Consider the following 21,514-nt stretch of genomic DNA (forward strand, 5'->3'; position numbering starts at 1 on the left):
CGACCGGCGGAGGGGAGGGTTCTGTATCCGATACCCCAGTCGGTGAACTCAGCGGCCCAGCTTCTCCGCCGCAATAGCCAACACCCGCCTGAACGCCGCCATATCCGTCAGCTCTGCCCCCACCGGCGCATCCCCAACTACCACCGCCCCACCGCGGCTAACCACCCCGCCATGCAGCATCAGATTGTCAACGAACCCCAAGTCCTCGATCAGGATGTGATCCGGCCCACGCGGCTTGCCGTCAGCGTCGGCATACCACTCGCCGTTGAAGTGCGCCCGCGTCCGCTCGCCGTGGTCCGCCTTGACGTTGGTATAAGCAAACGCCGGCTTCCCCTGCGCGCACATGAAGCCCAGCTCGAAGCACGTCCCGGTATCAGCAGCGATCCCCCGGAACGGCGTCAGGTTGGCAATGATCGCATCGGCCGAGTGCATCAGCTTCTCGTCGATCGCGCTGATCGCCAGCCCGAGCTCCCACTTGCTGTTGGTCGGCGGGAATTCGAGATCGCCGGGTGACACCGGAACCAGTCCCGCCTCGCGGGTCAGCGCGATCTTCAGGTCGAGAATCTCCCGCGCATTCGGCAGGAACACTTCAGGGCCGGCGAGATAGACGGATTTCGGCATGATTTCTCGTTCAGGTTTGGTGCAACTACCGTTCAGGTCTGGGCAAACCAGCGGCACTATATGTCAGCGCCGCTGACCAGATCGCCGCCGACAAAGGTCGCGGCGATGTTCGGCCGGCTCGCGGTGTAGAGAATTTGCTCAACCCGCTCAACAGGTTCGGCGCCAAACAGCCGAATAGTCCCCGCCTCCGCCGCCGGGTCCATAATCAGCGCGTCGAAGTGATAACCGGGGCGGAAAATACCAATGGGCAAATCCAGCGCAACACCGCCACCGGCGGTGGCGAGGTGGAAGGCGGTGAGCATGTCGACCCGCGAGTTCGGCACGCCACGCGTTTCACGTGAATCCTTCGCGTCCACCCCATCCTCGAGCATCCGCGATGCCTGCGCCGTGGCGCGACACGCTTCCAGCATCGAGCCGGACGGGCCGCCCGAAATGTCGGTGCCCAGCCCCACATGCAGGCCCCTCTCCAGCGCCCGGCGCAGCGGGAACACGGCGTTGCCGAAATACATGTTGGACAGCGCGCAATGCGCCACCCCTGCCCCGGCGGCGCGCACCGCCTCCATGTCCATGTCGGTCAGGAACACTGAATGGGCGAGCACGGTCTTGCGGGTCAGCAGGCCGAAGTGGGAGAGTGCGTCGGTGTCGGTTCTGCCATAGCGCTCAAGCGCATAGTTGTGGGCCCAGTCGCTCTCCGAGCAATGGGTCTGGACGTGGCAATCGCATTCCGTCGCCAACGCGCCCAGCCCAGCCAGCGCCGCGTCCGTGCATGAGGGGATAAAGCGCGGCGTCACCACCGGCAGCACCCGATCGTTGTCGGGCATCGCCCGTATGTGGTTGATAACGCTACGTGTTTCATCAATGGCCTGCTCGGCCGAGGCATCGCGATAGTAGTCCGGGCAGCTCGCCGGATCGTCCATCACCACCTTGCCGACCAGCGCCCGCTGGCCCCGGGTCAGGCAGATTTCCGCAAGCAGTTCAGTGGCTTGCCGGTGCACCGTGGCAAAGTACAGCGCCGTGGTGGTGCCGCTCGCAAGTAGGTCGGCGACCAGCGTCTCATACCGCTCGCGGGCGAAATCGAGGTCCGCGTACTTCGCCTCCAGCGGAAACGTGTACTTGCCCAGCCACACCTCAAGCGGCTCATCCAGCGCCAGCCCGAGCTGCGGATATTGCGGCGCGTGGATGTGGAGATCGACGAAGCCGGGGAGGATCAACTGCCCCTCCGGCACCTCGATCGTGCCCTCCGGAACGCCGTCCTCGGCACTCGCGATGGCAACGATCTTCCCATCCGCTCCGATCGAAATCACCGAATCCTCGAGCACTTCCAGTTGCCCGCGGACCGGCGCGTGAACAAAGGTGCCGCGGATCGAGCGGCCGCGCAGCCCCGTCACCAGACCACCTTGTGCTGCTCGCCGTTCTGCACGTTCACAAACCCCTCCGGCGCCAGCTCGCTCGGCGCCACCAGCACCCAGCGCCAGGGCGAGCAGGTGAGCGTCGCGAACTTCAAAAACTCCGGAAAACCGGGCTTCCAGAGGTTCAGAGCCGATGGCTTATACATCCACTCGACCGTCTCGGCCGCCCGGTAGAAGGCCTGCATGTCGATATCGAATGCCTCGGCCGAACGCGCCGTCATCAGCCCGCCGATCTCGAAGCGCATCTCGGCGACGATCTCACCCTTGTGCACCAGCACCCAGCCGCCATCGATCTCCTGCAGCCGGTTCACCGCCTTGGCCATCGCCTCGTCGGACGAGCCGATGCACCAGACGTTGTGGCTGTCATGCGCCACCGACGAGGCCAGCGCCGTATCCGGGTCGGCCGGTCCGCAGCCGGTCCAGAACATCTTCGCCACCGCACCATCGCCGCGATAGCGGTCGACCAGCGCCCATTTGGTGATCATCCGATCGGTGTCGCGCTGCACCAAGCCATCGACCACCGGCAGGGTCTCGACCAGATAATCCTCGTTCCAGTGGAACGGCCGGAGGATCGCCGCCTGCATGGTGTGCCGGCCAGCTTCGGCCTTGATGGCGAAGTCATGCGCATGCAGCGTACGGCCCACATTCATGGTCTTCCGCGCCCAGTCGGGCCAGTCGATGGCGGTCTCAGAGCCCAGGAATTTCTTCCCCTCGGACACCAGCCGGCCATCGGCGTAGACGTGCTTGATCGACAGCGTCTGCACGTCGTCGAGCAATACTATGTCGGCATAGCGCCCCGGCGAGATCGAGCCGACCCATTGGTCGATCCGCATATGCCGCGCCGGATTGATGGTGGCGCACTGAATGGCGATCTCTGGCGCAAGGCCATACGAAATGGCGTGCCGGACATTGTAGTCGGCGGCGCCGAGCTCGAGCGTCTCGGACGCGGAGCGGTCGTCGGTGGTGAAGGCGATGTTCGACCAGTCCTCCAGCCGCTCGATCAGGCCGGGCAATATGACGTCATAGGAGAACGGGCGGAGCTCGGTGAAGATGCCGTGGCTCAGCCGCTCCCACGCCTCCTCCAGCGCCCAGACCTCATGGTCGGACGAGATGCCGGCAGCGGCGAAAGCCGAGAGATCGTGCGGGTCGATCAGCCCGGAACCGTGCCCCTCGACCACGCCGCGCATCTCCATGGTGGCGCCGATCATCCCCCACATGCGGATATAGCCGGGGTTCTCGGGGTTCCACACCGAGGGCCAGTCCATCACCTCGTCGAGGCTGACCGTGCCCATGTCGTGGGCGAGGAATTCGCGCTGCTCCTCGTAGCCGTAGTAGCCGCCCGACTCTTCCCAGGCACTGGGCGGCACGGCCGAGCCGGGCTGGATGAAGATCTTCAGCGGCGAGCCGGCAACGCGGGATTTCTGCCAGAACTCCTGGTTCTTCGGGCCGTTGACGTTAGCGAACTCGTGGCTCGCCTCGCAGGTCCAGGTATTGCCGCGCGGCAGCACCAGCGCCGCCTCGAACTCCGGAGTGATGTGGGTCGATTCGATATGCTTGTGCACCTCGCCGAAGCCGGGCACGGCGCTGAGGTTCGGATAGCTCACCCGCGCCGCCACCTCGCCCTTGTAGCTGCCGCGCGGCCCGATGAAGGCGATGCGTCGACCGGACACCACGATTTCCTGATCCGTCAGCCACTGGCGCGAGTGCACCGAGAGCAGCCGGCCAACCTCGATCACCAGGTCCGCCGGCCTCTTGGCCAGCGCCACGAGGGTCAAATGCTGGCGAATGGCGACTTCGTCCTCGGCATTGAGGATCAGGTCATCAGGCTGGCGCATCGATGGGTCATCCGGGGGTGCCGCACTTTAGTAAAGCGGTTTACGAAGTCGGGCGCAATGTGCCGAAATGAGGGCGATGCGGCAAGCCCGCGGGTGCTTAATGCTTCCTGAACGGCCTGGCCGCTTGCCGAAGAAGGCCCGACCATCATCGCTTGCCGCTGGCACGCCGTTTTGCCATAAGCTGCCGGCCTCGATCCCCACCCTGCGAGGAGTGCCGCGATGAGCCAGATTGCCATTTTCAGTGGTAGTTCTCATCCCGAACTTGCGGCCGAGATTTGCGCGCAACTCGGCGTGCCACTGCTGCCGACCCAGGTGAAGCGGTTCTCGAACGACTGCATCGAAGTGCAACTGCAAGCCAATTGCCGCGAGCAGGACGTGTTCCTGATCCAGACGCTGAGCGCCCCGGTGCAGGACCATCTGGTCGAACTGCTGCTGATGCTCGATGCCGCCCGCGGCGCCTCGGCCGCCCGCATCACGGCCGTGATCCCGCACTACGCCTATGCCCGCTCCGACAAGAAGGATGCGCCGCGCATTTCGATCGGCGGCCGGCTGGTCGCCGACCTGCTGCAGACCGCCGGCGCCAATCGGGTACTGACGATGACGCTGCATTCCCCGCAGGTGCACGGCTTCTTCAGCGTGCCGGTCGATCACCTGCATGCGCGGAGCGAGCTCGCCGAGTATTTCCAGCGCTACGACATCAGCAACGCGGTGGTGGTATCGCCCGATCTCGGCAACGCCAAGAACGCCGCCGCCTTCGCCAAACGCCTCGGCGTTCCGGTAGCGGCAGGCGCCAAGGAGCGGATCAGCGACACCGAGGTGTGGATCACCGCGCTGATCGGGGACGTCGCGGGCCGCGACGTGATCGTCCTCGACGACGAGATCGCCAATGGCGGCTCGATGATCGAGCTGCTCAAGCACCTCAGGGCGCACGGCGCTCGCTCGGTGCGCATCGCCTGCACGCACGGCATTTTTGCCGGCTCGGCGATCGCGCGGCTGGCGGCGGAGCCGGATGTGCTGGAGATTGTCTGCACCGACACGCTACCGATCGCCGAAGCGCGGCGGGTGCCCAAGCTCACCGTGCTGTCGATTGCCCCGGCGCTGGCCGAGGCGATGCGGCGGATCAACAGCGGCGAATCGGTGAGCACGCTGTTCCATGCGGAACAGCCCGCGCCGGTGACCCGCCTCAGGGCTTAGCAAGACCAGACTGACACCGGCCGCAGGATCATGGGTTTACAGCGTCTCATATTACGGATATCTATTGTCCTTAAGGATGCGTAATGTCCTCAATTAGGAGATGGCGATGAAGGTTGTGGTGATCGGCGGAACCGGGCTTATCGGCTCACGGGTGGTGAGCGGGCTGGCTGCCAAGGGGCACGAGGCGATCGCCGCTTCGCCGGCGTCGGGGGTGAACACGCTGACCGGCGAGGGCCTGGCCGAGGTGCTCAAGGGTGCCGACGTGCTGGTTGATCTCTCCAACTCGCCCTCGTTCGAGGACCAGGCGGTGCTGGATTTCTTCACCACCTCCGGCCGCAACCTGGTCGCCGCCGAACTGGCCGCCGGCGTGAAGCATCACGTGGCGCTGTCGATCGTCGGCACCGACCTGCTGCCGGACAGCGGCTACATGCGCGCCAAGGTGGCGCAGGAAGCGGTGATCAAGGCCGGCGGGGTTCCGTACACAATCCTCCGCTCGACGCAGTTCTTCGAGTTCCTCAAGGGAATTGCCAACTCGGCCGGCGAGGGCGACAGCATCACACTCTCCTCGGCTCTGGTGCAGCCGGTGGCGGCAATCGACCTGTCGGCCGCAGTGGCCGAGATCGCGCTCAAGGCGCCGCTCAACGGCACCAGCGAGATCGGCGGGCCGGAGGCATTTCCGCTGAGCACGCTGGTGCAGCGCTACCTCATAGCGGCCGGCGACAAGCGCACTGTGGTTGGCGACCCGCACGCCAAGTACTTCGGCACCGAACTCAGCGAGAAGTCGCTGGTGCCACAGGGTGCCTACCAGAAGACGCCGACCGGGTTCGAAACCTGGTTGAAGACAGCTTTCGCGCCGCGAACCTGATGCAGCTCAAGAGCCAGGTAGAGTGGGCGCTCCATTGTTGCGCCATCCTCGCCGGTCTTCCGGCGAACCGGTACCTTGCGACCAAGGTGCTGGCGGAGTTCCACGGCGTGCCGAAGGAGTATCTCTCGAAGGCCCTGCAGGCGATGTCCAATGCCGGCATCGTCGAGAGCACGCTGGGGCCCTCAGGTGGATATCGGCTGGCGAAAGCGCCGGCCGATATCACTTTCCTCGAGGTAGTCGAAGCGGTGGAGGGACCGGGCTCCACCTTCGTCTGCACTCAGATCCGCCAGAACAACCCGTGCCGGCCTGAGGGCTATTGCGACTCGAAACCCTGCGCCGTCTCGCGGGTGATGTGGGAGGCCGACCGGGCATGGCGGGACACGTTGCGCGGCGTGCCGATCGCGAAGCTGGTGAAAACGCTGGAAGCCGACATCCCGCCCGATCTTTGGGCAAAGAGCTTCGAGTGGGTGCTAGGCCGCTAGATCCGCGACCACCGCGTCGAGCACCGGCCAGCCCTTGTCGGTGACGCGGATGAAGCCGTTGGGCAGCGTCTCGACGAAGCCGATCGACTTCAACTCGTTGATCTGGCGTTCGGAAATGGCGCGGCCGGAGATTTTCTGGAAGCGGCGCGGGTCGATGCCTTCGCGCAGCCGAAGGCCCATCACCAGGAGCTCGTCGCCTTCTTCTTCCCAGGTCAGGATGTCGTCAGTGACCATGCCGTGGCCGCGTGATTGCACGCGCTTCTGCCAGTCGAACGGCATCTTTTCGGTCGCCGTGGCATGGCGCTGGTTGTTGATCAACAGCCGGCCATGGGCGCCGGGGCCGACGCCGACATACTCGCCATAGCGCCAGTAGATCAGGTTGTGGCGGCTCTCCTGGCCGGGGCGCGCATGGTTCGAGATTTCATAGGCTGGCAGGCCCGCATTGTGGGTCAATTCCTGCGTCATCTCGTAGAAATCTGCGCTCAGGTCCTCGCTCGGCATCTTGAGCTTGCCGGCGCGGAACAGGTCGTAGTAGCGCGTGCCCATCTCGATGGTGAGCTGGTAGAGCGACAGGTGCCCCTGCGCCAGCCACAGCGCCTCGGTCAGCTCATCCTGCCACTCGTCGAGCGTCTGGCGCGGGCGGGAATAGATCAGGTCGAAGCTGGTACGCGGGAAGATCGATTGCGCCAGTCGCACCGCGGCGATGGCTTCATCGACGGTGTGGCGGCGGCCCAGTTCGGCCAGCGGCCCCTCGCGCAGCGACTGCACCCCGAGCGAGACGCGGTTGACGCCGGCGGAGCGATAGCCACGGAAGCGATCGGCCTCGACCGAGGTCGGGTTGGCTTCAAGCGTGATCTCGGCGCGCGGGTCGATGACCCAATGCTTCGAGATGGCGTTCAGGATGCCCTCGACCGAGCGCGGGTCCATCAGCGACGGCGTACCGCCGCCGAAAAAGATCGACTGCACTGTCCGGCCCGGCGTCTGCTTGGCGAAATGCGCCAGCTCGGCCGCGTAGGACTCGACATAGGTCTGTTCATCGAACTCGCCGCGGTGCACGTGCGAGTTGAAATCGCAGTACGGGCACTTGGCGGCGCAGAAGGGCCAGTGGACGTAGACGCCGAACAGGCCGTTGGAGCGCGGATCGACGGAGTTGTGGCCGAACGTTTCAGTGCTCAACGCCGCCTCCCAGTGCATCATCGACGAACTTGGCGAAGGCGCGGGCACGATGGCTGAGGCCAACCTTGCCTGGCGACCAGGAGTGCTTGGCCTCGGACGGCATCTCACCGAAGGTGATGTCGTAGCCGTCGGGCATGAAGACGGGATCGAACCCAAAGCCCTTGTCGCCGCGCGGCGGCCAGACCAGCGTGCCCTCTGCCTTGCCCTCGTAGATTACCTCGCGCCCGTCGGGGTGGGCGAGGCAGAGCGTAGCGTTGAAACTGCCGCGGCGCTCGCCCGGCGTGCTGGCGCCGACGCCTTGCAGCGCGTCCTCGACGCGGCGCATGCCGACCATGTAGTCGCGGCCGCCATGGGCGCTGGAGCCGGCCCAGTTGGCCGTATAGACGCCGGGCTGGCCGCCGATGGCATTGACCGAGAGGCCGGAATCGTCGGCGAGGGCGATGTTGTTGGCAGCGGCCGCGGCGGCATGCGCCTTGATGCGGGCGTTCTCGATGAAGGTGGTGCCTGTCTCTTCCGGTTCCGGCAGGCCGAGTTCACCGGCCGACATGAGGTCGAGCCCGAACGGCGCCAGCAGTTCCTTGAACTCGGCGAGCTTGCCCGCATTGTGGGTCGCCAGCACCAGCCGGTCGCCGCGCCGCAATGTGAGCTTGTCCGCCATCAGACGAGTGCCGCCTTCTGCAGGGCGGTGAGTTCGCCAATGCCCTGCTCGGCCAGCGCCATCAGGCTGTTGAGCTCATCGCGGCTGAACGGCACCTGCTCGGCAGTGCCCTGGATCTCGACGAACTTGCCGGTCCCCGTCATGACGAAATTGGCGTCGGTGTGCGCCTCCACATCCTCGAGATAATCAAGGTCGAGCACCGGGGCGCCGCGATAGATGCCGCAGGAGATGGCGGCGACCGAATCGCGCAGCACGGGACCCTTGGTGAGGCCGCGAGCCTCGAGCCACTTGATGGCATCGGCCAGCGCGATGTAGGCGCCGGTGATCGAGGCGGTGCGGGTGCCGCCATCGGCCTCCAGCACGTCGCAATCGAGGGTGATCTGGTTCTCGCCCAGCGCCTGCATGTCGACCACGGCGCGGAGGCTGCGGCCGATCAGCCGCTGAATTTCCTGCGTACGTCCGCTCTGCTTGCCCTGAGCAGCCTCGCGCTTGGTGCGCGAGCCGGTGGCACGCGGCAGCATGCCGTACTCGGCGGTGACCCAGCCCATGCCGGAACTGCGGCGCCAGGAGGGGAGCGTGGTCTCGACGCTGGCGGTGACGAACACCTTGGTCGAACCGAAGCTGACGAGGCAGCTGCCTTCGGCCTTGGGAGCGACATTGCGTTCGAGCGTTACGGCCCGCATCTGGTCTGGCTGGCGTCCGGAAGGGCGCATATGGTCAAATCACTCGTTCTTGGAAATGCTGTTAACCGCCTCTTAACCCTGACCGTCCCCCCGAACAAGCAGCGGTCGCTTGGCGACACAGGCCTTTCCGCCTAAATGGTGAACATGGCAGATCGCGCAAAAGCTCCCGAAGACGTGCTCGCAGTGCTCAACGCCCGCAGCCAGGACATCTTCCGCAAGTTGGTGGAGCGCTATCTCGACACCGGCACGCCGGTGGCGTCGCGCGACCTGGCGCGGATGCTGAGCGTCGGGTTGAGCCCGGCTTCCGTGCGCAACGTGATGGCCGATCTCGAGGATTTGGGGCTGATCGCCTCACCGCACACCTCGGCCGGCCGGCTGCCGACGCAGCAGGGATTGCGGTTCTTCGTCGATGCGATGCTGGAAGTCGGCGCGGTCAACGAAGACGAGAAGGCGGCGATCGCCAAGCAGTTCCAGGGGCCGGCGGTTCACGGGCAGGTCGAGGACCTGCTCACCGAGGCGAGCCAGCTGCTAAGCGGGCTGAGCCATGGCGCCGGCGTGGTGATCGCGCAGAAATCCGACCTGGTGCTGAAGCATATCGAGTTCATCCGACTCGATGCCGAACGCGCCATGGTGGTGCTGGTGGGCGAGGACGGCTCGGTGGAAAACCGCGTGCTGCCGCTGCCGCCCGGGCTGACGGCGAGCGCCCTGACGCAGGCCTCGAACTACCTGGCGCATTTCGCGGTGGGCAAGACGCTGAACGAGACCCGCAAGGCCCTGCAGACGCAGCGCGAAGCCACCGTTCATGAGCTCGACGAGCTGACGCACAAGCTGGTGGATGCCGGGCTCGCGACGCTCTCGGGCTCGGGCAGCGCTTCGCCACCGACGGTGATCGTGCGCGGCCGGGCCAACCTGATCAACGACACCATGGCGTCGGAGGAGCTGAGCCGGGTACGGCAGCTGTTCGACGAGCTCGAGAGCCGCGACGGGCTGATCGAACTGTTGGGGGATACCGAGACGGCGCAGGGGGTGAAGATCTTCATCGGCTCGGAGAACAAGCTGTTCTCGCTCTCCGGCTCGTCGGTGATCCTCAGCCCGTACAAGGATGCCAACCAGAAAGTGGTGGGCGTGCTCGGCGTCATCGGGCCGACGCGGCTGAATTATGCGCGCATCGTGCCGGTGGTGGATTATACCGCCAATGTCGTCTCCGCCATGATGGCCCGGAAGGGCTGACACCGCACCGGAACCTTTCCAAGGCTTGAATCTTATCGCTCATTGGCCGATATGCGGGGCAAACGCGATCAGCGACAAAATCCAAGGTCCCAATGAACGACGATACGAGCAAGCCCGAGGACGACAAGGCCGCTTCCACCGCGACCGAAGCCCAGGGCACGACGCCAGAAGACAAGACCGCCGAGACGGCAGCGACGCCCGATCCGATCGACGCCCTCAAGGCGGAGAACGGCGACCTGCGCGACAAGCTGCTGCGCACCATCGCCGAGATGGAAAACCTCAGGAAGCGCACCGAGCGCGAGATCGGCGACACGCGGTCCTATGCCATCGCCGGCTTTGCCCGCGACATGCTGACGGCGACCGATTCGCTTTCCCGCGCCCTGATGGTGCTGCCGGCCGAAGCCCGTGACAGCGCCGACCCGACGGTCCGCTCGCTGATCGAAGGCATCGAGATGACCGAGCGCGAGATGCAGCGGCTGCTCGCCAAGCACGGCGTCAAGCCGATCGAGGCGGAAGGCCAGAAGTTCGATCCGCACAAGCATCAGGCGATGTTCGAGGTTCCCGATCCGTCGCGCCCCGAAGGCACCGTGGTGCAGGTGGTGCAGGCCGGCTTCGCCATCGGCGACCGGGTGCTGCGTCCGGCCATGGTCGGCATCGCCAAGGGCGGCGGCGCCAACGGTGCCCCGGCCGAGGGCGCAGTGGACAAGAGCGTCTGATCTCACCTTATTCGGTGATGTCGAGAAGGGCGCTCCGGCGCCCTTTTTTGTTGCCCGGTTGCGAAGGAGGAGCGCGATGGACAGCCTTTACGACGACGCCGATCTCTACGATCTCGTGGCGCCGCCGGATGCCGCGATGGAGCGCTTCTACGTCGAAGCGGCAGGAGGACCGGGGCAGCGCGTGCTCGAACTCGCCTGCGGGTCGGGCCGCTTCACAGTGCCGCTGGCGGCAAGCGGAGCGCTGGTGACCGGGGGCGATCTGTCCGAAACCATGCTGTCGCGGGCCCGAGCCGCCGCGACCGAACGCGGTGTGTCGGCGGAGTTCCTTCAGCTCGACATGCGTGATTTCGTGCTCGGCCGGCACTTTGACGCGATCGTCATCGCGGCCAACTCGCTGATGCACCTCCACTCGCGCGCCGACTTCGCCCGCGCCTTCTCGGTCATCCGCCAGCATCTTGCGCCGGGCGGGCGGCTGGTACTCGACGTGTTCGTGCCGAACCAGCGCCTGCTCAGCCTGCCGGCTGGGCGGCGTGAGCTGCTGGGCACGTTCGCGCACCCGCGTCTAGGTGAAGTCACCATTGAGGAGACGATTGCCTACGATCCGATCACCCAGGTGAGCCACGCCGACTGGTACTGGTCCACCGTCGACCGCAAGGATTTCCGCCACACCCCGCTCGAACTACGGCAGATCTTTCCGCAGGAGCTGCCGCTGCTGCTCGCCTCAGGCGGGCTGCGGCTAGTGGAGCGGTATGGGGATTTCAACCGGGGTGCACTGACAGCGGGCAGCCGGCGGCAGGTCTGTGTTTGCACGGCGGCGTAGGGCGTAGCGGCTCAGGCGTTCATGACTGCGTCGGGGGTGCACTGGGCCCCCTTGAACTTGAGCTTACCCTTGGCTCGGTCCTTGGCCACCTGCGTCTCGAACTTCTGCTTCAGCTTGCTGATCTCCGCCTCAGAGAAATCTTCCCAGTGGAGGCGCGCTACCGCGAACTTGATGTCGAGCTCACCCTCCTCCTTGACCTTTCGGGCGGCCGCATTCTTGCCTGCTGCGCGCAGGTCGGCGGCCTCGAGCAGGAAGCTGTAACCGCAATAGAGCGCGCGTTCGGTCTGCTTGGGGGCGGACTTCGCAAGTGCCGGAGTGGCAATCAGGAGAGCCACGGAAACGGCGGCTAGGACGGCCAGGCGCATATGAATTCCCCCGATGGTTCAGTTCGCTGCCGAAACCACCAGGTCCGGGCACGTCGTCACATCATACTTCGCGCCGGGCTTCCCCATCTCGTCGACGACGCGGCTGTCATAGGCGTCGCGCAGCGCGGTGATGGCGTTGTCGTCGTTGCCTTCCGCTTCCAGCATCATGTGGGCGCGGCCGGCGAGGTCGTCGGACCAGGCCTCGTATTGCTGGGCTTCGGCGTCCTCGCCCGAATCGTAGGCGTCGGTGGCGAGCCAGAAGAAGGCGCTGCCGCACCAGAGCAGCCGGTCAGCGGCGGGTGACGGCTCGGCGGCGATGGCCGGCAGGCTCCACAGTCCGATCAGCAGCAACCCCAGAACGACCCTTCGCATCTCAACCCTCAGGCGATGTCCCCGGCGACGATCCGCTTGACCCCGGCGGCGGTCATGTCGGTCCAGGCCTGGGCCAGCGAGCCCGAGGTGTCGATGGCGCGGCAGGCGTCCTCGATCACGTAGGTCTCGAAACCGGCATGGGCCGAATCGACCGCGGTCCAGTTTACGCAGAAATCGGTGGCGAGACCGGCAATGAACAGCCGCTTGAATTTGCGCTCGCGCAGGTACCCTTCGAGCCCGGTCTTGGTCTTCCTGTCGGCTTCCTGGAAGCCGGAATAGGAATCGACCACCTCGTGGTAGCCCTTGCGGATCACCAGCTGGGTGTGAGGCAGCTCGACATCGGCGGAGAACTCGGCGCCGTGTGTGTCCCACACACAATGGTCGGGCCACAGCACCTGCGGGCCATAAGGCAGCTCCATGATTTCGAACGGCGTGGCGCCGGGGTGCGTCGAGGCGAACGAGATGTGGCCGCGCGGGTGCCAGTCCTGGGTCATCGCGACGTTTTCGAAGCGACGGCCGAGCCGGTTGATGGGGATGATGATCTCGTCGCCACCGGCGACGGCAAGCTTGCCGCCCGGGAGGAAATCATACTGCAGGTCGACCACGAGGAAGAGGTCGTCGGAGCGGGGGGTAAAGGCCATGCGGGTCTTGTCTATCTCATTGGCCGATCAGGGCCGAACAATCCTGAAATGAAAAAGCAGCGTCGTCATTGGCGCGAGCCGAGCCGTTGACCACGCGGCCGATGGAATTTTCGAGGTCCTGGCGATAGTCGGCCAGTGCCTCGTCGGTATAGCCGGCTTCGAGGTAGATCGGGATGGCGCGCTGCAGCAGCAACTGGCCGCCATCGGCATAGACCTTGGCGGAGGCCAGCTTTTCGGGCGTGGCGTCAGCCGGTGCGTCGCGGGTCATCAACTCGAATGCGGTGCCGCACCACATGTCCATCTGCGCCTCGGACGGCACCTCCTGCGCCATCGCGGCGAGGGGGAGCAACGGGGCCGCGAGGAGCGGGGCGATGACAAGGAACCTCAGCATAGTCGCGTTCCCCAGGGCGGCAACGAGCGCTTCTTAGACCATAACCGGGGCCGCAACGACAAGCCGCGTCGGCGCACCGCCGCGCGGCTGATGGTGAGATTTCTCTAACCACGGCGATATCGGGCCTTTGAGGCTTATCGGACTAAAATGCTAAGCGAAAGCCCGGCGCCGCGACTCCCGCGCGCCAGAACTGGGGGCTAAATTGAAACTGTCGATCCTGGGCGGCGCCGTGGCGCTGCTGCTGGTCGCGCTGCCTGGCGCGGCGCTGGCCGAAGACCTGACCTTCAAGCTGACCAACAACTCGTCCTATGCGGTGAAGAGCCTCTTCACCTCGCCGGCCGATGTGGACAGCTGGGAAGAAGACGTGTTCGCCGACAAGTACCTGCCGGCCGGCAACTTCGTCGACGTCACCATCGGCGATGGCCGCGAGCAGTGCGTCTACGACATGAAATTCGTGCTGGAGGACGATTCCGAGTTCATCGAGCCGGGCGTCGACCTCTGCGAGCTGGGCGAATACACGCTGAGCGACGCGACGTAAGGCCTGCCGGAGGGCGCAGCGTAGCTGCGCTCTCCACCGTTGGTTTCTGTACAATCGGGGCCGCTGAAGCACCTCCTACGTGGTGTGTTCCACCCGAAAGCCGGGACTTTGTGCCCGGACTGCGCTTGCACCCCCAAAAACCCCCTCCTATATAGCGCTCAAGGCCCGGCGACGGGTCAGTTTCAACGCGGGAACCCGGACACCCGACGAGGGATCAGGAACTGCCGGATGGGGTTTCATCCGGGTTCGCCAGGAAAGAGGCAGTAGGTAATGGGTAAAGTCATCGGAATCGACCTGGGTACGACCAACAGCTGCGTCGCAGTCATGGACGGCGCGACCCCCAAGGTCATCGAGAATGCGGAAGGCGCACGCACCACGCCCTCCATGGTTGCGTTCACCAAGGACGGCGAGCGGCTCGTCGGCCAGCCGGCCAAGCGCCAGGCGGTCACCAACCCGGAAGGCACGCTGTTCGCGGTAAAGCGCCTGATCGGCCGGCGCTACAACGACCCGATGGTGGAAAAGGACAAGGGCCTCGTGCCCTTCAAGATCGTCAACGCCGACAACGGCGATGCCTGGGTCGAGGTCGAGGGCAAGAAGTACTCTCCCTCGGAAGTCTCGGCGATGATCCTGACCAAGATGAAGGAAACCGCCGAGTCGTATCTCGGCGAGAACGTCACGCAGGCGGTGATCACCGTTCCGGCGTACTTCAACGATTCGCAGCGGCAGGCCACCAAGGACGCCGGCAAGATCGCCGGCCTGGAAGTGCTCCGCATCATCAACGAGCCGACGGCGGCAGCGCTCGCCTACGGGCTCGACAAGAAGAACACCGGCACCATCGCGGTCTATGACCTGGGCGGCGGTACCTTCGATATTTCCGTGCTCGAAATCGGCGACGGTGTGTTCGAGGTGAAGTCGACCAACGGCGACACCTTCCTCGGCGGCGAAGACTTCGACATGCGCCTCGTCGATTACCTGGCGGCCGAGTTCAAGAAGGACCAGGGCATCGACCTCAGGAGCGACAAGCTCGCGCTGCAGCGCCTGAAGGAAGCGGCCGAGAAGGCGAAGATCGAGCTCTCCAGCTCGACCCAGACCGAAATCAACCTGCCCTTCATCACCGCCGACGCATCGGGCCCGAAGCACCTGACGCTGAAGCTCACCCGCTCCAAGCTCGAGAGCCTCGTCGACGACCTGATCCAGAAGACGGTCGATCCGTGTCGCCAGGCCCTCAAGGACGCGGGCGTTTCGGCTGCGCAGATCGATGAAGTGGTGCTGGTCGGCGGCATGAGCCGCATGCCCAAGGTCCAGGAAGTCGTGAAGCAGCTGTTCGGGAAGGAGCCACACAAGGGCGTGAACCCGGATGAAGTGGTCGCCATGGGCGCCGCCATCCAGGCCGGCGTGCTGCAGGGCGACGTCAAGGACGTGCTGCTGCTCGACGTGACCCCGCTCAGCCTCGGCATCGAGACGCTGGGTGGCGTGTTCACCCGCCTGATCGACCGCAACACCACGATCCCGACCAAGAAGAGCCAGACCTTCTCGACCGCCGAGGACAACCAGAACGCGGTAACCATCCGCGTGTTCCAGGGCGAGCGCGAGATGGCCGCCAACAACAAGCTGCTCGGCAATTTCGACCTCGCCGGCATTCCCCCGGCGCCGCGCGGCGTGCCGCAGATCGAAGTCACGTTCGACATCGACGCCAACGGCATCGTCAACGTTTCGGCCAAGGACAAGGGCACCGGCAAGGAGCAGCAGATCCGCATCCAGGCCTCGGGTGGCCTTTCGGACGCCGATATCGAGCGCATGGTCAAGGAAGCCGAGCAGAACGCCGACGCCGACAAGAAGAAGCGTGAGGCGGTCGAGGCCAAGAATCAGGGCGAGTCGCTGATCCACTCGACCGAGAAGTCGCTGAAGGACTATGGCGACAAGGTCACCGCCGAAGAAAAGACTGCCATCGAGACGGCGATCACCGATCTGAGGGCTGTGCTCGAGGGCGACGACGCCGATGCGATCAAGGAGAAATCCGCGACGCTGGCCGAAGCTTCGATGAAGCTGGGCGAGGCGATGTACAAGCAGAGCCAGGCGGAAGCCGAGGCCAAGGCCGAAGGCGGCGACAACCCGGCCGACGACGATGTCGTCGACGCCGAGTTCGAAGAGGTCAAGGACGACAAGAAGTCGGCCTAAGGAGGCCGATGGGACGACAAGAAGTCGGCTTAACGACACCCGCAAGATTGATTCGAGGGCTCGGCGATTGCCGGGCCCTTTTTGTTTGCCGATGTGATAGGGATATGAATGTTCCCAGATCTCAGCAAATTCTCCGAACCGGAAAAGCTCCGGAAATTGATGGCCAACGCCCGCCGGCTCGGGCACGACGACTACGCGTTCCAGATCCGCATGCGGATCGCCGAACTCGCCGGCCTGCCGTTCCGTGACCCGCTCGAGCGCGAGTTCTGGACCGCGGTCAGTTACGCCGAAGAGGTGAAGACCGAAGCCAGCGGCAAGACCACACGGCTCGCCGGTACCCGCACCAAGCACAAGAAGTACGGCGCGATCCGCTGCCTCGGCGATTGGGCGATGGACCCCAACCCGACCGAAGGCCTCGACAGCCTCGTCGAGCACCAGCGGGCCGAACTCAGCGGCGAAGCGATCGTCGTGCGCCATGCCGACAAGTTCTCGGTGGAAGCGGTGGCCAACGCTGCCGCCAAGCTTGCCGCGCACGGCATCACCCGCGAACAGGTGGCATAAGCAACTCCGCGAGTGGCATAGGCCTCGCGTTTCACGTGAATCAGCTTATCTTTTAAGGCCCTGGAGCGATCCGGGGTCTTTGTTTTATTTTGACCGGCATCGCCCGATTCCGGCTTTTTCTAAATCCTGCCGCACCCCCGCCTAAATGTCTTCACATCGGCAACTAGACTCGCTGCCGTTCGAAAGTGGGCGCCGCGACCGTCAGCAGCGGGGCGCCCGTAAGGGACCGAGGATTACCCAGGGCCGGGGATTCCGAGGTTTGGGCGGCGACTCTCGAGAGGATTTTGTATGTCATCGGTAGAGGTGAGGAGGTTCGCCGAGAACGGCGGACTTCACGCGGCGGCGACCGAAATGGAGCCGGCCGAGCGGCTTGATGCCGACATGCGGCACGTGCTGACGGTGCTCCAATCGATGGGCGCCAAGCGCATCGATGAGTGCCGTTCGCCCGAAGCGCGGGCCCTGCCGACGCTCGACATGGCGCTGCGCCGGATCCTGCGCGATCAGGTGGACGACATGGGCGTCGGTATGGAGATGCGGCTGATTCCCGGTCCTACGGACGACATCCGCGCCCGTATCTACGTGCCGCAGAACGACATCGTCATGGGCCTGAGGCCGATGATCCTGTTCCTCCATGGCGGCGGGTTCGTCTTGGGCGATGTGGACAACTACGATGCGACCCCGCGATCCCTCGCGGCCCGCACCGGCGCGGTCGTGGTCTCGGCGCATTACCGGCAGGCTCCGGAACACCGCTTTCCGGCGGCGCACGAAGATGCCTATGCGGCCTGGAGTTGGCTCCTCGAGCATGCCGAATCACTGGGCGGCGATACGAAGCGCGCGGCGATCGTCGGCGAGGGCTCGGGCGGGAACCTGGCGGTCAACGTGGCGCTCAGGGCGCGGGCAGAGGAGAAACCGCTGCCGATCCACCTCGGCCTCGTGACGCCGATGGCGGCTATGCTGTTCGACCTGCCCTCGCACCTCCAGAACGCCGAGAGCTTCCCCTTTTCCACCGTGACGCTCGAATGGGCGGCGCGAAAGCTGTTCCGCAAGAAGGACGACGCGCATGACGCGCGGATGAACATTGCCGGGCGGGTCGACCTTGCCGGTCTGCCGCCCGCGACGATCATCCTCGCCGAAGTCGATCCGTTGCGCTCGGAAGGCGAGGCGCTGGCCGATGCGCTGCGCCGCTCAGGCGTCTGGGTGGACATGACGCTCTACGAAGGGGTGACGCACGGCTTCTTCGGGCTCTATCGCATCGTCAACAAGGCGATGTTCGCGCAGGGCCAGTTGAGCCGGAACCTGGTCGCGGCATTCGGCGGCTAGCAGTTCACCTACATCGGACTGGTGGAAAAGCCACAGCGGGCACGTGCGTCGAGCCCGCAGGCCTCGATAGTGTTGCCGTCTCGCACCAGAGTACTTATCTAGGCCGGATGCCTGATGCGGGGCGCAGGCAACCAAGGACAAGGCCGATTGGCGAAACGCGATTTTTATGAAGTGCTCGGGGTCCCGAAAGGCGCCGACGAAGCGGTGCTCAAGGGCGCCTACCGCAAGCTTGCGATGCAGTTCCACCCCGACCGGAATCCGGGCAACGCCGACGCCGAACATAAGTTCAAGGAAATCAGCGAAGCCTACGACACGCTGAAGGACCCGCAGAAGCGCGCCGCCTACGACCGCTTCGGGCATGCGGCGTTCGAGAACGGCGGGCGCGGTCCGGCCGGGTTCGGGCCCGAGTTCACCTCGTCGATGTCCGATATCTTCGAGGACATCTTCGGCGACTTCATGGGCGGCCGTGGCCGTGGCGGCCAGTCCCGCCTGCGCGGCTCGGACCTGCGCTACAACCTCGAAATCAGCCTCGAGGAGGCATTTGCCGGGCGCACCGTCGATATCGACGTGCCGACGCTCGCCGCCTGCGAGACCTGCGACGGCTCCGGCGCCAAGCCGGGCACCGGCATGTCGACCTGCCGGCATTGCAACGGCCAGGGTAAGGTGCGCGCGGCGCAGGGCTTCTTCACCATCGAGCGGACCTGCCCGATCTGCAACGGCCGCGGCCAGATCCTCGAGCAGCCCTGCACCGATTGCGGTGGCCAGGGCCGCCGCCAGCAGAATCGGACACTGAGCGTCGATATCCCGAAGGGGATCGAGGACGGCACCCGCATCCGGCTCGCCAACGAGGGTGAGGCAGGCTTGCGCGGCGGACCGCCGGGCGATCTCTACATTTTCATCTCGATCAAGCCGCACGACCTGTTCCAGCGCGACGGCGCCGACCTCTACGCCCGCGTGCCCATCGCCATGACGACGGCGGCGCTCGGTGGCGAGTTCGAAGTGCCGACGCTCGATGCGGCACGGGCCCGGGTGAAAGTCTCGACCGGCACCCAGCCCGGGCAGCGTGTCCGCCTCAAGGGCAAGGGCATGCCGATCCTCCGCTCCAAGGATTTTGGCGATCTCTACGTGCAGCTCGACGTCGAGACGCCGCAGAGCCTGTCGAAGCGCCAGCGCGAGCTGCTCGAGGAGTTCGAACGCGAATCGACCCGCGAGAACTCCCCCACCAGCGAAGGCTTCTTCGCCAAGCTGAAGAGCCTGTTCGAAAACTGACACCTGGACCGCCGGCGACGCTTCGCGCGTTGGCTGCTGACAGAAACTGGCATCCGCCCGGTCTAGGACTGGTGCCGTTCTCCTCAGCCCAAGGTGCTCCAGATGAAGTTTGCCTCCGTGCGGGTCGTCACCGATCAGTTCGACGTGCTCGTCGATTTTTATGCCGCGCTGACCGGTGTGCAGCCGACTAGGCTCGCTCCCGGCTTCGTCGAAATCCGGCTTGATGGCTGTACGCTGGCCGTCTCGTCGCGCGAGATCATCGAAAGAGTGAATGGCGGGGCGATCGTTCCCCAGGCCAACAGGTCGCTGATACTCGAGCTGCAGGTCGATGACGTGGACGGCCTGCTGGCGCGGACCGCGGCGCTGGCAGAGATCGTTCAGCAGCCAACCACCATGCCCTGGGGCAACCGGTCGATGCTGCTTCGCGATCCTGACGGAGCCATCATCAACATCTTCTCCCGTCCCAAGAATTGACGCTCAAGCTGTCGGTCGCGCTTGCCACCAACGCCAAACGCCCGCTAGCGTCCGGCCGCCATGACCGATACCCCTCCCCACAAGACCGCCATCACCATCTGCGGCTCGCTCCGCAAGAACGCCATCAACGAGCCGCTACGCCGGCACATGTCGGCAAAGCTCCGCGAAGCCGGCGTGATCGTCACCGATCTCGATCTCCGTGATTTCGAGATGCCGATCTTCAACCAGGACATCGAGGATGCCGGCGAAACGCCGGAGGCGGCCAAGCGCCTTGCGGACATGTTCCGCAGCCACGACATCGTCCTCATCATCAGCCCCGAATACAATGGCGGGATCACGCCGCTGATCGCCAATGTCGTGTCCTGGGTGAGCCGCGAGAAGCCGAACCCGTTCAAGCACGCGGTGTTCGGCATCGGCGGGATGAGCGACGGCAAGTACGCCACGATCTTCGCGCTGTCGCACTTGCGCGACAGCCTCAGCAAAATCGGCGCCCTGGTGGTGCCGACGCTGCTCGGGCTCGGGCCCTATCCCGCTGTGTTCGACGAGAACGGCGAGCCGAACGAGGCCAACATCAAGTGGAAGGTCGGCCAGATGGTGAAGGAGCTCACCCACTTCTCGCGCGGCGGCATCTGACCGGTGTACGCACTATACGTTACTCACCCCGAGGTGGTGATCGACCCCAAGGTGCCGACGCCGCGCTGGGGGCTCTCGGCGCTGGGACGGTCGCGAGCAGAACGTTTTGCGAACCACCCACTGGTGAATGGCCTGGCCCGCATCGTCTCGAGCACGGAAACCAAGGCTCTCGAGCTCGCCGCGATTCTCGCCGCCGGCTGTGGCGCGCTTGTGGATAGCGGGGATAAGTTCGGCGAGAACGACCGCAGCAGTACTGGTTTTGTTCCTGCGGCGCGGTTCGAGCAATTGGCCGACGCGCTGTTCGCGCGCCCCGATGCGTCGGTCGAGGGTTGGGAGACGGCACGGGACGCACAGAAGCGGGTTGTTGGCGCGTTCAATGAAGTGCTCGCCGGCCATGATCCAACGCTGCCGATCGCCTTCACCGGACACGGCGCGGTGGGCACGCTGCTGAAGTGCCACCTCGGCAATCTCACCATCGCGCGGTCCGAGGACCAGCGCCGCATCGGCAATCCGGGCGGCGGCAATGTCTTCGTCGTGCGGCTCAGTGACAAGAAGCTGCTGACCGACTGGATCCCAATGGAAGGGCTGTCGGGGACGATCGACGGGCTTTAGCTCGGATCCTTCCGGCCGGGCGCCCATTCGCCGAGGCCGAACAGCTCCACGGCATCCTCAAGCGCCAGCTTCAGACCGTCGAGCCGCGCCACGTCGTGATCGACCTCGCGCAGCCGGGTCGGGCCGGCGAGCGGCGCCCTCGACAGCAGCTCCGTGCCCGCCCCGGTCAGCCCGACCAGCCGGGCGCGCCGATCGCGCGGATCGGTCTTCACCGTCACCAGGTCCATGCGGCGCAGTTCGTCGATCGATTGGCCGAGCGTCGCCGGATGCATCACCAGTGCCTTCCTCAACGCCGCCAGCGGCAGTTGCGGCCGCTCGGCGCAGATGCGGAGCACCGACAGCTGCAAGCCGGTGATGCCGAAGCGCTTCTTCAGGTCGGCGTGGAAGGCCTCGGTGGCACGCTCGAGCCGCACCCAGGCGACAATGGCGGAAAGCGCCTGCTGCTGCATGATTGGTCTATGATTCCATTAC

At 65.2% G+C, this 21,514-nt stretch carries 25 protein-coding genes; 14 read left to right on the forward strand and 11 right to left on the reverse strand.

What is annotated here, in order from left to right:
- Nucleotides 1-48: 48 nt before the first annotated feature.
- Genes AC1DYL_RS19495 through AC1DYL_RS19505 form a run of 3 tightly spaced genes read right to left on the reverse strand, consistent with a single transcriptional unit; the run spans nt 49 to nt 3,865 of the window.
- Nucleotides 49-621, reverse strand: a complete 573-nt coding sequence (locus AC1DYL_RS19495; protein WP_477174437.1) for a nucleoside 2-deoxyribosyltransferase — start codon at nt 619-621, stop codon at nt 49-51.
- Between the two features lie 56 nt (nt 622-677).
- Complete coding sequence (gene guaD, locus AC1DYL_RS19500) at nt 678-2,009, reverse strand: guanine deaminase (RefSeq protein WP_477174438.1); 1,332 nt, start codon at nt 2,007-2,009, stop codon at nt 678-680.
- Entirely contained in the window at nt 2,006-3,865 is a 1,860-nt protein-coding gene (locus tag AC1DYL_RS19505) for an adenine deaminase (protein WP_477174439.1), read from the reverse strand. Before AC1DYL_RS19505 ends, guaD begins: the two co-directional genes overlap by 4 nt.
- A 219-nt stretch (nt 3,866-4,084) precedes the next feature.
- Here AC1DYL_RS19505 and AC1DYL_RS19510 point away from each other — a divergent pair, with 219 nt between their 5' ends.
- From AC1DYL_RS19510 to AC1DYL_RS19520, 3 genes are all read left to right on the forward strand, one after another.
- Nucleotides 4,085-5,059, forward strand: coding sequence for a ribose-phosphate diphosphokinase (locus AC1DYL_RS19510; RefSeq protein WP_477174440.1), 975 nt, complete (start codon nt 4,085-4,087; stop codon nt 5,057-5,059).
- Nucleotides 5,060-5,165: 106 nt separating this feature from the next.
- Nucleotides 5,166-5,924: an SDR family oxidoreductase gene (locus AC1DYL_RS19515; RefSeq protein WP_477174441.1), complete on the forward strand. Its 759-nt coding sequence runs from the start codon at nt 5,166-5,168 to the stop codon at nt 5,922-5,924.
- The gene (locus AC1DYL_RS19520; RefSeq protein ID WP_477174442.1) at nt 5,924-6,406 is read left to right on the forward strand and encodes an RrF2 family transcriptional regulator; all 483 of its coding nucleotides are present in this window, start codon (nt 5,924-5,926) and stop codon (nt 6,404-6,406) included. Before AC1DYL_RS19515 ends, AC1DYL_RS19520 begins: the two co-directional genes overlap by 1 nt.
- Here the strand turns inward: AC1DYL_RS19520 and hemW are convergent.
- From hemW to rph, 3 genes are read right to left on the reverse strand one after another with little or no spacing between them, the layout of a single operon-like run.
- Nucleotides 6,395-7,582 (reverse strand): radical SAM family heme chaperone HemW, encoded by a 1,188-nt coding sequence (gene hemW, locus AC1DYL_RS19525; RefSeq protein WP_477157430.1) that lies wholly within the window; start codon nt 7,580-7,582, stop codon nt 6,395-6,397. The two genes, AC1DYL_RS19520 and hemW, sit on opposite strands and share 12 nt — an antisense overlap.
- Nucleotides 7,572-8,240 (reverse strand): non-canonical purine NTP pyrophosphatase, encoded by a 669-nt coding sequence (locus AC1DYL_RS19530; protein WP_477174443.1) that lies wholly within the window; start codon nt 8,238-8,240, stop codon nt 7,572-7,574. Before AC1DYL_RS19530 ends, hemW begins: the two co-directional genes overlap by 11 nt.
- A complete protein-coding gene (gene rph / locus AC1DYL_RS19535) occupies nt 8,240-8,953 on the reverse strand; it encodes a ribonuclease PH (protein ID WP_477174444.1) in 714 nt (237 codons plus the stop codon). The genes AC1DYL_RS19530 and rph overlap by 1 nt, the downstream gene beginning before the upstream one ends.
- 105 nt (nt 8,954-9,058) lie before the next feature.
- On the opposite strand from rph, the gene hrcA reads away from it, so the two are divergent.
- The 3 genes from hrcA (at nt 9,059) to AC1DYL_RS19550 (ending at nt 11,689) form a co-directional block, all read left to right on the forward strand.
- Entirely contained in the window at nt 9,059-10,153 is a 1,095-nt protein-coding gene (gene hrcA, locus AC1DYL_RS19540) for a heat-inducible transcriptional repressor HrcA (RefSeq protein WP_477174445.1), read from the forward strand.
- A 92-nt stretch (nt 10,154-10,245) separates the two neighbouring features.
- On the forward strand, nt 10,246-10,869 hold the full coding sequence (gene grpE / locus AC1DYL_RS19545) for a nucleotide exchange factor GrpE (RefSeq protein ID WP_477174446.1): 624 nt from the start codon (nt 10,246-10,248) through the stop codon (nt 10,867-10,869).
- 76 nt (nt 10,870-10,945) lie between these two features.
- Nucleotides 10,946-11,689: a class I SAM-dependent methyltransferase gene (locus AC1DYL_RS19550; RefSeq protein ID WP_477174447.1), complete on the forward strand. Its 744-nt coding sequence runs from the start codon at nt 10,946-10,948 to the stop codon at nt 11,687-11,689.
- Between the two features lie 11 nt (nt 11,690-11,700).
- Here the strand turns inward: AC1DYL_RS19550 and AC1DYL_RS19555 are convergent, their stop codons facing one another.
- From AC1DYL_RS19555 to AC1DYL_RS19570, 4 genes are read right to left on the reverse strand one after another with little or no spacing between them, the layout of a single operon-like run.
- Entirely contained in the window at nt 11,701-12,054 is a 354-nt protein-coding gene (locus AC1DYL_RS19555) for a hypothetical protein (RefSeq protein ID WP_477174448.1), read from the reverse strand.
- Between the two features lie 18 nt (nt 12,055-12,072).
- Nucleotides 12,073-12,426 (reverse strand): hypothetical protein, encoded by a 354-nt coding sequence (locus tag AC1DYL_RS19560; protein ID WP_477174449.1) that lies wholly within the window; start codon nt 12,424-12,426, stop codon nt 12,073-12,075.
- An 8-nt stretch (nt 12,427-12,434) separates the two neighbouring features.
- On the reverse strand, nt 12,435-13,067 hold the full coding sequence (gene pncA / locus AC1DYL_RS19565; protein ID WP_477174450.1) for a bifunctional nicotinamidase/pyrazinamidase: 633 nt from the start codon (nt 13,065-13,067) through the stop codon (nt 12,435-12,437).
- 16 nt (nt 13,068-13,083) lie between these two features.
- Entirely contained in the window at nt 13,084-13,458 is a 375-nt protein-coding gene (locus AC1DYL_RS19570; protein WP_477174451.1) for a hypothetical protein, read from the reverse strand.
- A 202-nt stretch (nt 13,459-13,660) separates the two neighbouring features.
- On the opposite strand from AC1DYL_RS19570, the gene AC1DYL_RS19575 reads away from it, so the two are divergent.
- From AC1DYL_RS19575 to AC1DYL_RS19610, 8 genes are all read left to right on the forward strand, one after another.
- Complete coding sequence (locus AC1DYL_RS19575; protein WP_477174452.1) at nt 13,661-13,996, forward strand: hypothetical protein; 336 nt, start codon at nt 13,661-13,663, stop codon at nt 13,994-13,996.
- 270 nt (nt 13,997-14,266) lie between these two features.
- The gene (dnaK, locus tag AC1DYL_RS19580) at nt 14,267-16,174 is read left to right on the forward strand and encodes a molecular chaperone DnaK (RefSeq protein WP_477174453.1); all 1,908 of its coding nucleotides are present in this window, start codon (nt 14,267-14,269) and stop codon (nt 16,172-16,174) included.
- Nucleotides 16,175-16,282: 108 nt separating this feature from the next.
- Nucleotides 16,283-16,735 carry a hypothetical protein gene (locus AC1DYL_RS19585; protein ID WP_477151797.1) on the forward strand — a complete coding sequence of 151 codons (453 nt, stop codon included), beginning with the start codon at nt 16,283-16,285 and terminating at the stop codon, nt 16,733-16,735.
- Nucleotides 16,736-17,023: 288 nt separating this feature from the next.
- On the forward strand, nt 17,024-18,055 hold the full coding sequence (locus AC1DYL_RS19590) for an alpha/beta hydrolase (RefSeq protein ID WP_477174454.1): 1,032 nt from the start codon (nt 17,024-17,026) through the stop codon (nt 18,053-18,055).
- A gap of 147 nt (nt 18,056-18,202) precedes the next feature.
- On the forward strand, nt 18,203-19,324 hold the full coding sequence (dnaJ, locus tag AC1DYL_RS19595; RefSeq protein WP_477151799.1) for a molecular chaperone DnaJ: 1,122 nt from the start codon (nt 18,203-18,205) through the stop codon (nt 19,322-19,324).
- A 102-nt stretch (nt 19,325-19,426) separates the two neighbouring features.
- Complete coding sequence (locus AC1DYL_RS19600; protein ID WP_477174455.1) at nt 19,427-19,798, forward strand: VOC family protein; 372 nt, start codon at nt 19,427-19,429, stop codon at nt 19,796-19,798.
- A gap of 60 nt (nt 19,799-19,858) precedes the next feature.
- Nucleotides 19,859-20,431 carry an NADPH-dependent FMN reductase gene (locus tag AC1DYL_RS19605; protein ID WP_477174456.1) on the forward strand — a complete coding sequence of 191 codons (573 nt, stop codon included), beginning with the start codon at nt 19,859-19,861 and terminating at the stop codon, nt 20,429-20,431.
- A gap of 36 nt (nt 20,432-20,467) precedes the next feature.
- Complete coding sequence (locus tag AC1DYL_RS19610) at nt 20,468-21,043, forward strand: histidine phosphatase family protein (protein WP_477174457.1); 576 nt, start codon at nt 20,468-20,470, stop codon at nt 21,041-21,043.
- On the opposite strand, the gene AC1DYL_RS19615 is transcribed toward AC1DYL_RS19610, so the two are convergent.
- Entirely contained in the window at nt 21,040-21,492 is a 453-nt protein-coding gene (locus AC1DYL_RS19615; RefSeq protein WP_477174458.1) for a MarR family transcriptional regulator, read from the reverse strand. The genes AC1DYL_RS19610 and AC1DYL_RS19615 overlap by 4 nt on opposite strands.
- Between the last annotated feature and the right edge of the window lie 22 nt (nt 21,493-21,514).

The sequence above is a fragment of the Devosia sp. P1_H9 genome, assembly GCF_056405135.1.

Coding starts and splice junctions, on each gene's coding strand:
- AC1DYL_RS19520 (WP_477174442.1), top strand. CDS start 5,924: ATGCAGCTCAAGAGCCAGGTAGAGTGGGCGCTCCATTGTTGCGCCATC.
- rph (WP_477174444.1), bottom strand. CDS start 8,953: ATGCGCCCTTCCGGACGCCAGCCAGACCAGATGCGGGCCGTAACGCTC.
- AC1DYL_RS19590 (WP_477174454.1), top strand. CDS start 17,024: ATGTCATCGGTAGAGGTGAGGAGGTTCGCCGAGAACGGCGGACTTCAC.
- AC1DYL_RS19560 (WP_477174449.1), bottom strand. CDS start 12,426: ATGCGAAGGGTCGTTCTGGGGTTGCTGCTGATCGGACTGTGGAGCCTG.
- AC1DYL_RS19615 (WP_477174458.1), bottom strand. CDS start 21,492: ATGCAGCAGCAGGCGCTTTCCGCCATTGTCGCCTGGGTGCGGCTCGAG.
- AC1DYL_RS19495 (WP_477174437.1), bottom strand. CDS start 621: ATGCCGAAATCCGTCTATCTCGCCGGCCCTGAAGTGTTCCTGCCGAAT.
- AC1DYL_RS19555 (WP_477174448.1), bottom strand. CDS start 12,054: ATGCGCCTGGCCGTCCTAGCCGCCGTTTCCGTGGCTCTCCTGATTGCC.
- pncA (WP_477174450.1), bottom strand. CDS start 13,067: ATGGCCTTTACCCCCCGCTCCGACGACCTCTTCCTCGTGGTCGACCTG.
- AC1DYL_RS19510 (WP_477174440.1), top strand. CDS start 4,085: ATGAGCCAGATTGCCATTTTCAGTGGTAGTTCTCATCCCGAACTTGCG.
- AC1DYL_RS19570 (WP_477174451.1), bottom strand. CDS start 13,458: ATGCTGAGGTTCCTTGTCATCGCCCCGCTCCTCGCGGCCCCGTTGCTC.
- AC1DYL_RS19605 (WP_477174456.1), top strand. CDS start 19,859: ATGACCGATACCCCTCCCCACAAGACCGCCATCACCATCTGCGGCTCG.
- grpE (WP_477174446.1), top strand. CDS start 10,246: ATGAACGACGATACGAGCAAGCCCGAGGACGACAAGGCCGCTTCCACC.
- AC1DYL_RS19515 (WP_477174441.1), top strand. CDS start 5,166: ATGAAGGTTGTGGTGATCGGCGGAACCGGGCTTATCGGCTCACGGGTG.
- AC1DYL_RS19505 (WP_477174439.1), bottom strand. CDS start 3,865: ATGCGCCAGCCTGATGACCTGATCCTCAATGCCGAGGACGAAGTCGCC.
- AC1DYL_RS19600 (WP_477174455.1), top strand. CDS start 19,427: ATGAAGTTTGCCTCCGTGCGGGTCGTCACCGATCAGTTCGACGTGCTC.
- AC1DYL_RS19530 (WP_477174443.1), bottom strand. CDS start 8,240: ATGGCGGACAAGCTCACATTGCGGCGCGGCGACCGGCTGGTGCTGGCG.
- dnaK (WP_477174453.1), top strand. CDS start 14,267: ATGGGTAAAGTCATCGGAATCGACCTGGGTACGACCAACAGCTGCGTC.
- AC1DYL_RS19585 (WP_477151797.1), top strand. CDS start 16,283: ATGTTCCCAGATCTCAGCAAATTCTCCGAACCGGAAAAGCTCCGGAAA.
- hrcA (WP_477174445.1), top strand. CDS start 9,059: ATGGTGAACATGGCAGATCGCGCAAAAGCTCCCGAAGACGTGCTCGCA.
- AC1DYL_RS19550 (WP_477174447.1), top strand. CDS start 10,946: ATGGACAGCCTTTACGACGACGCCGATCTCTACGATCTCGTGGCGCCG.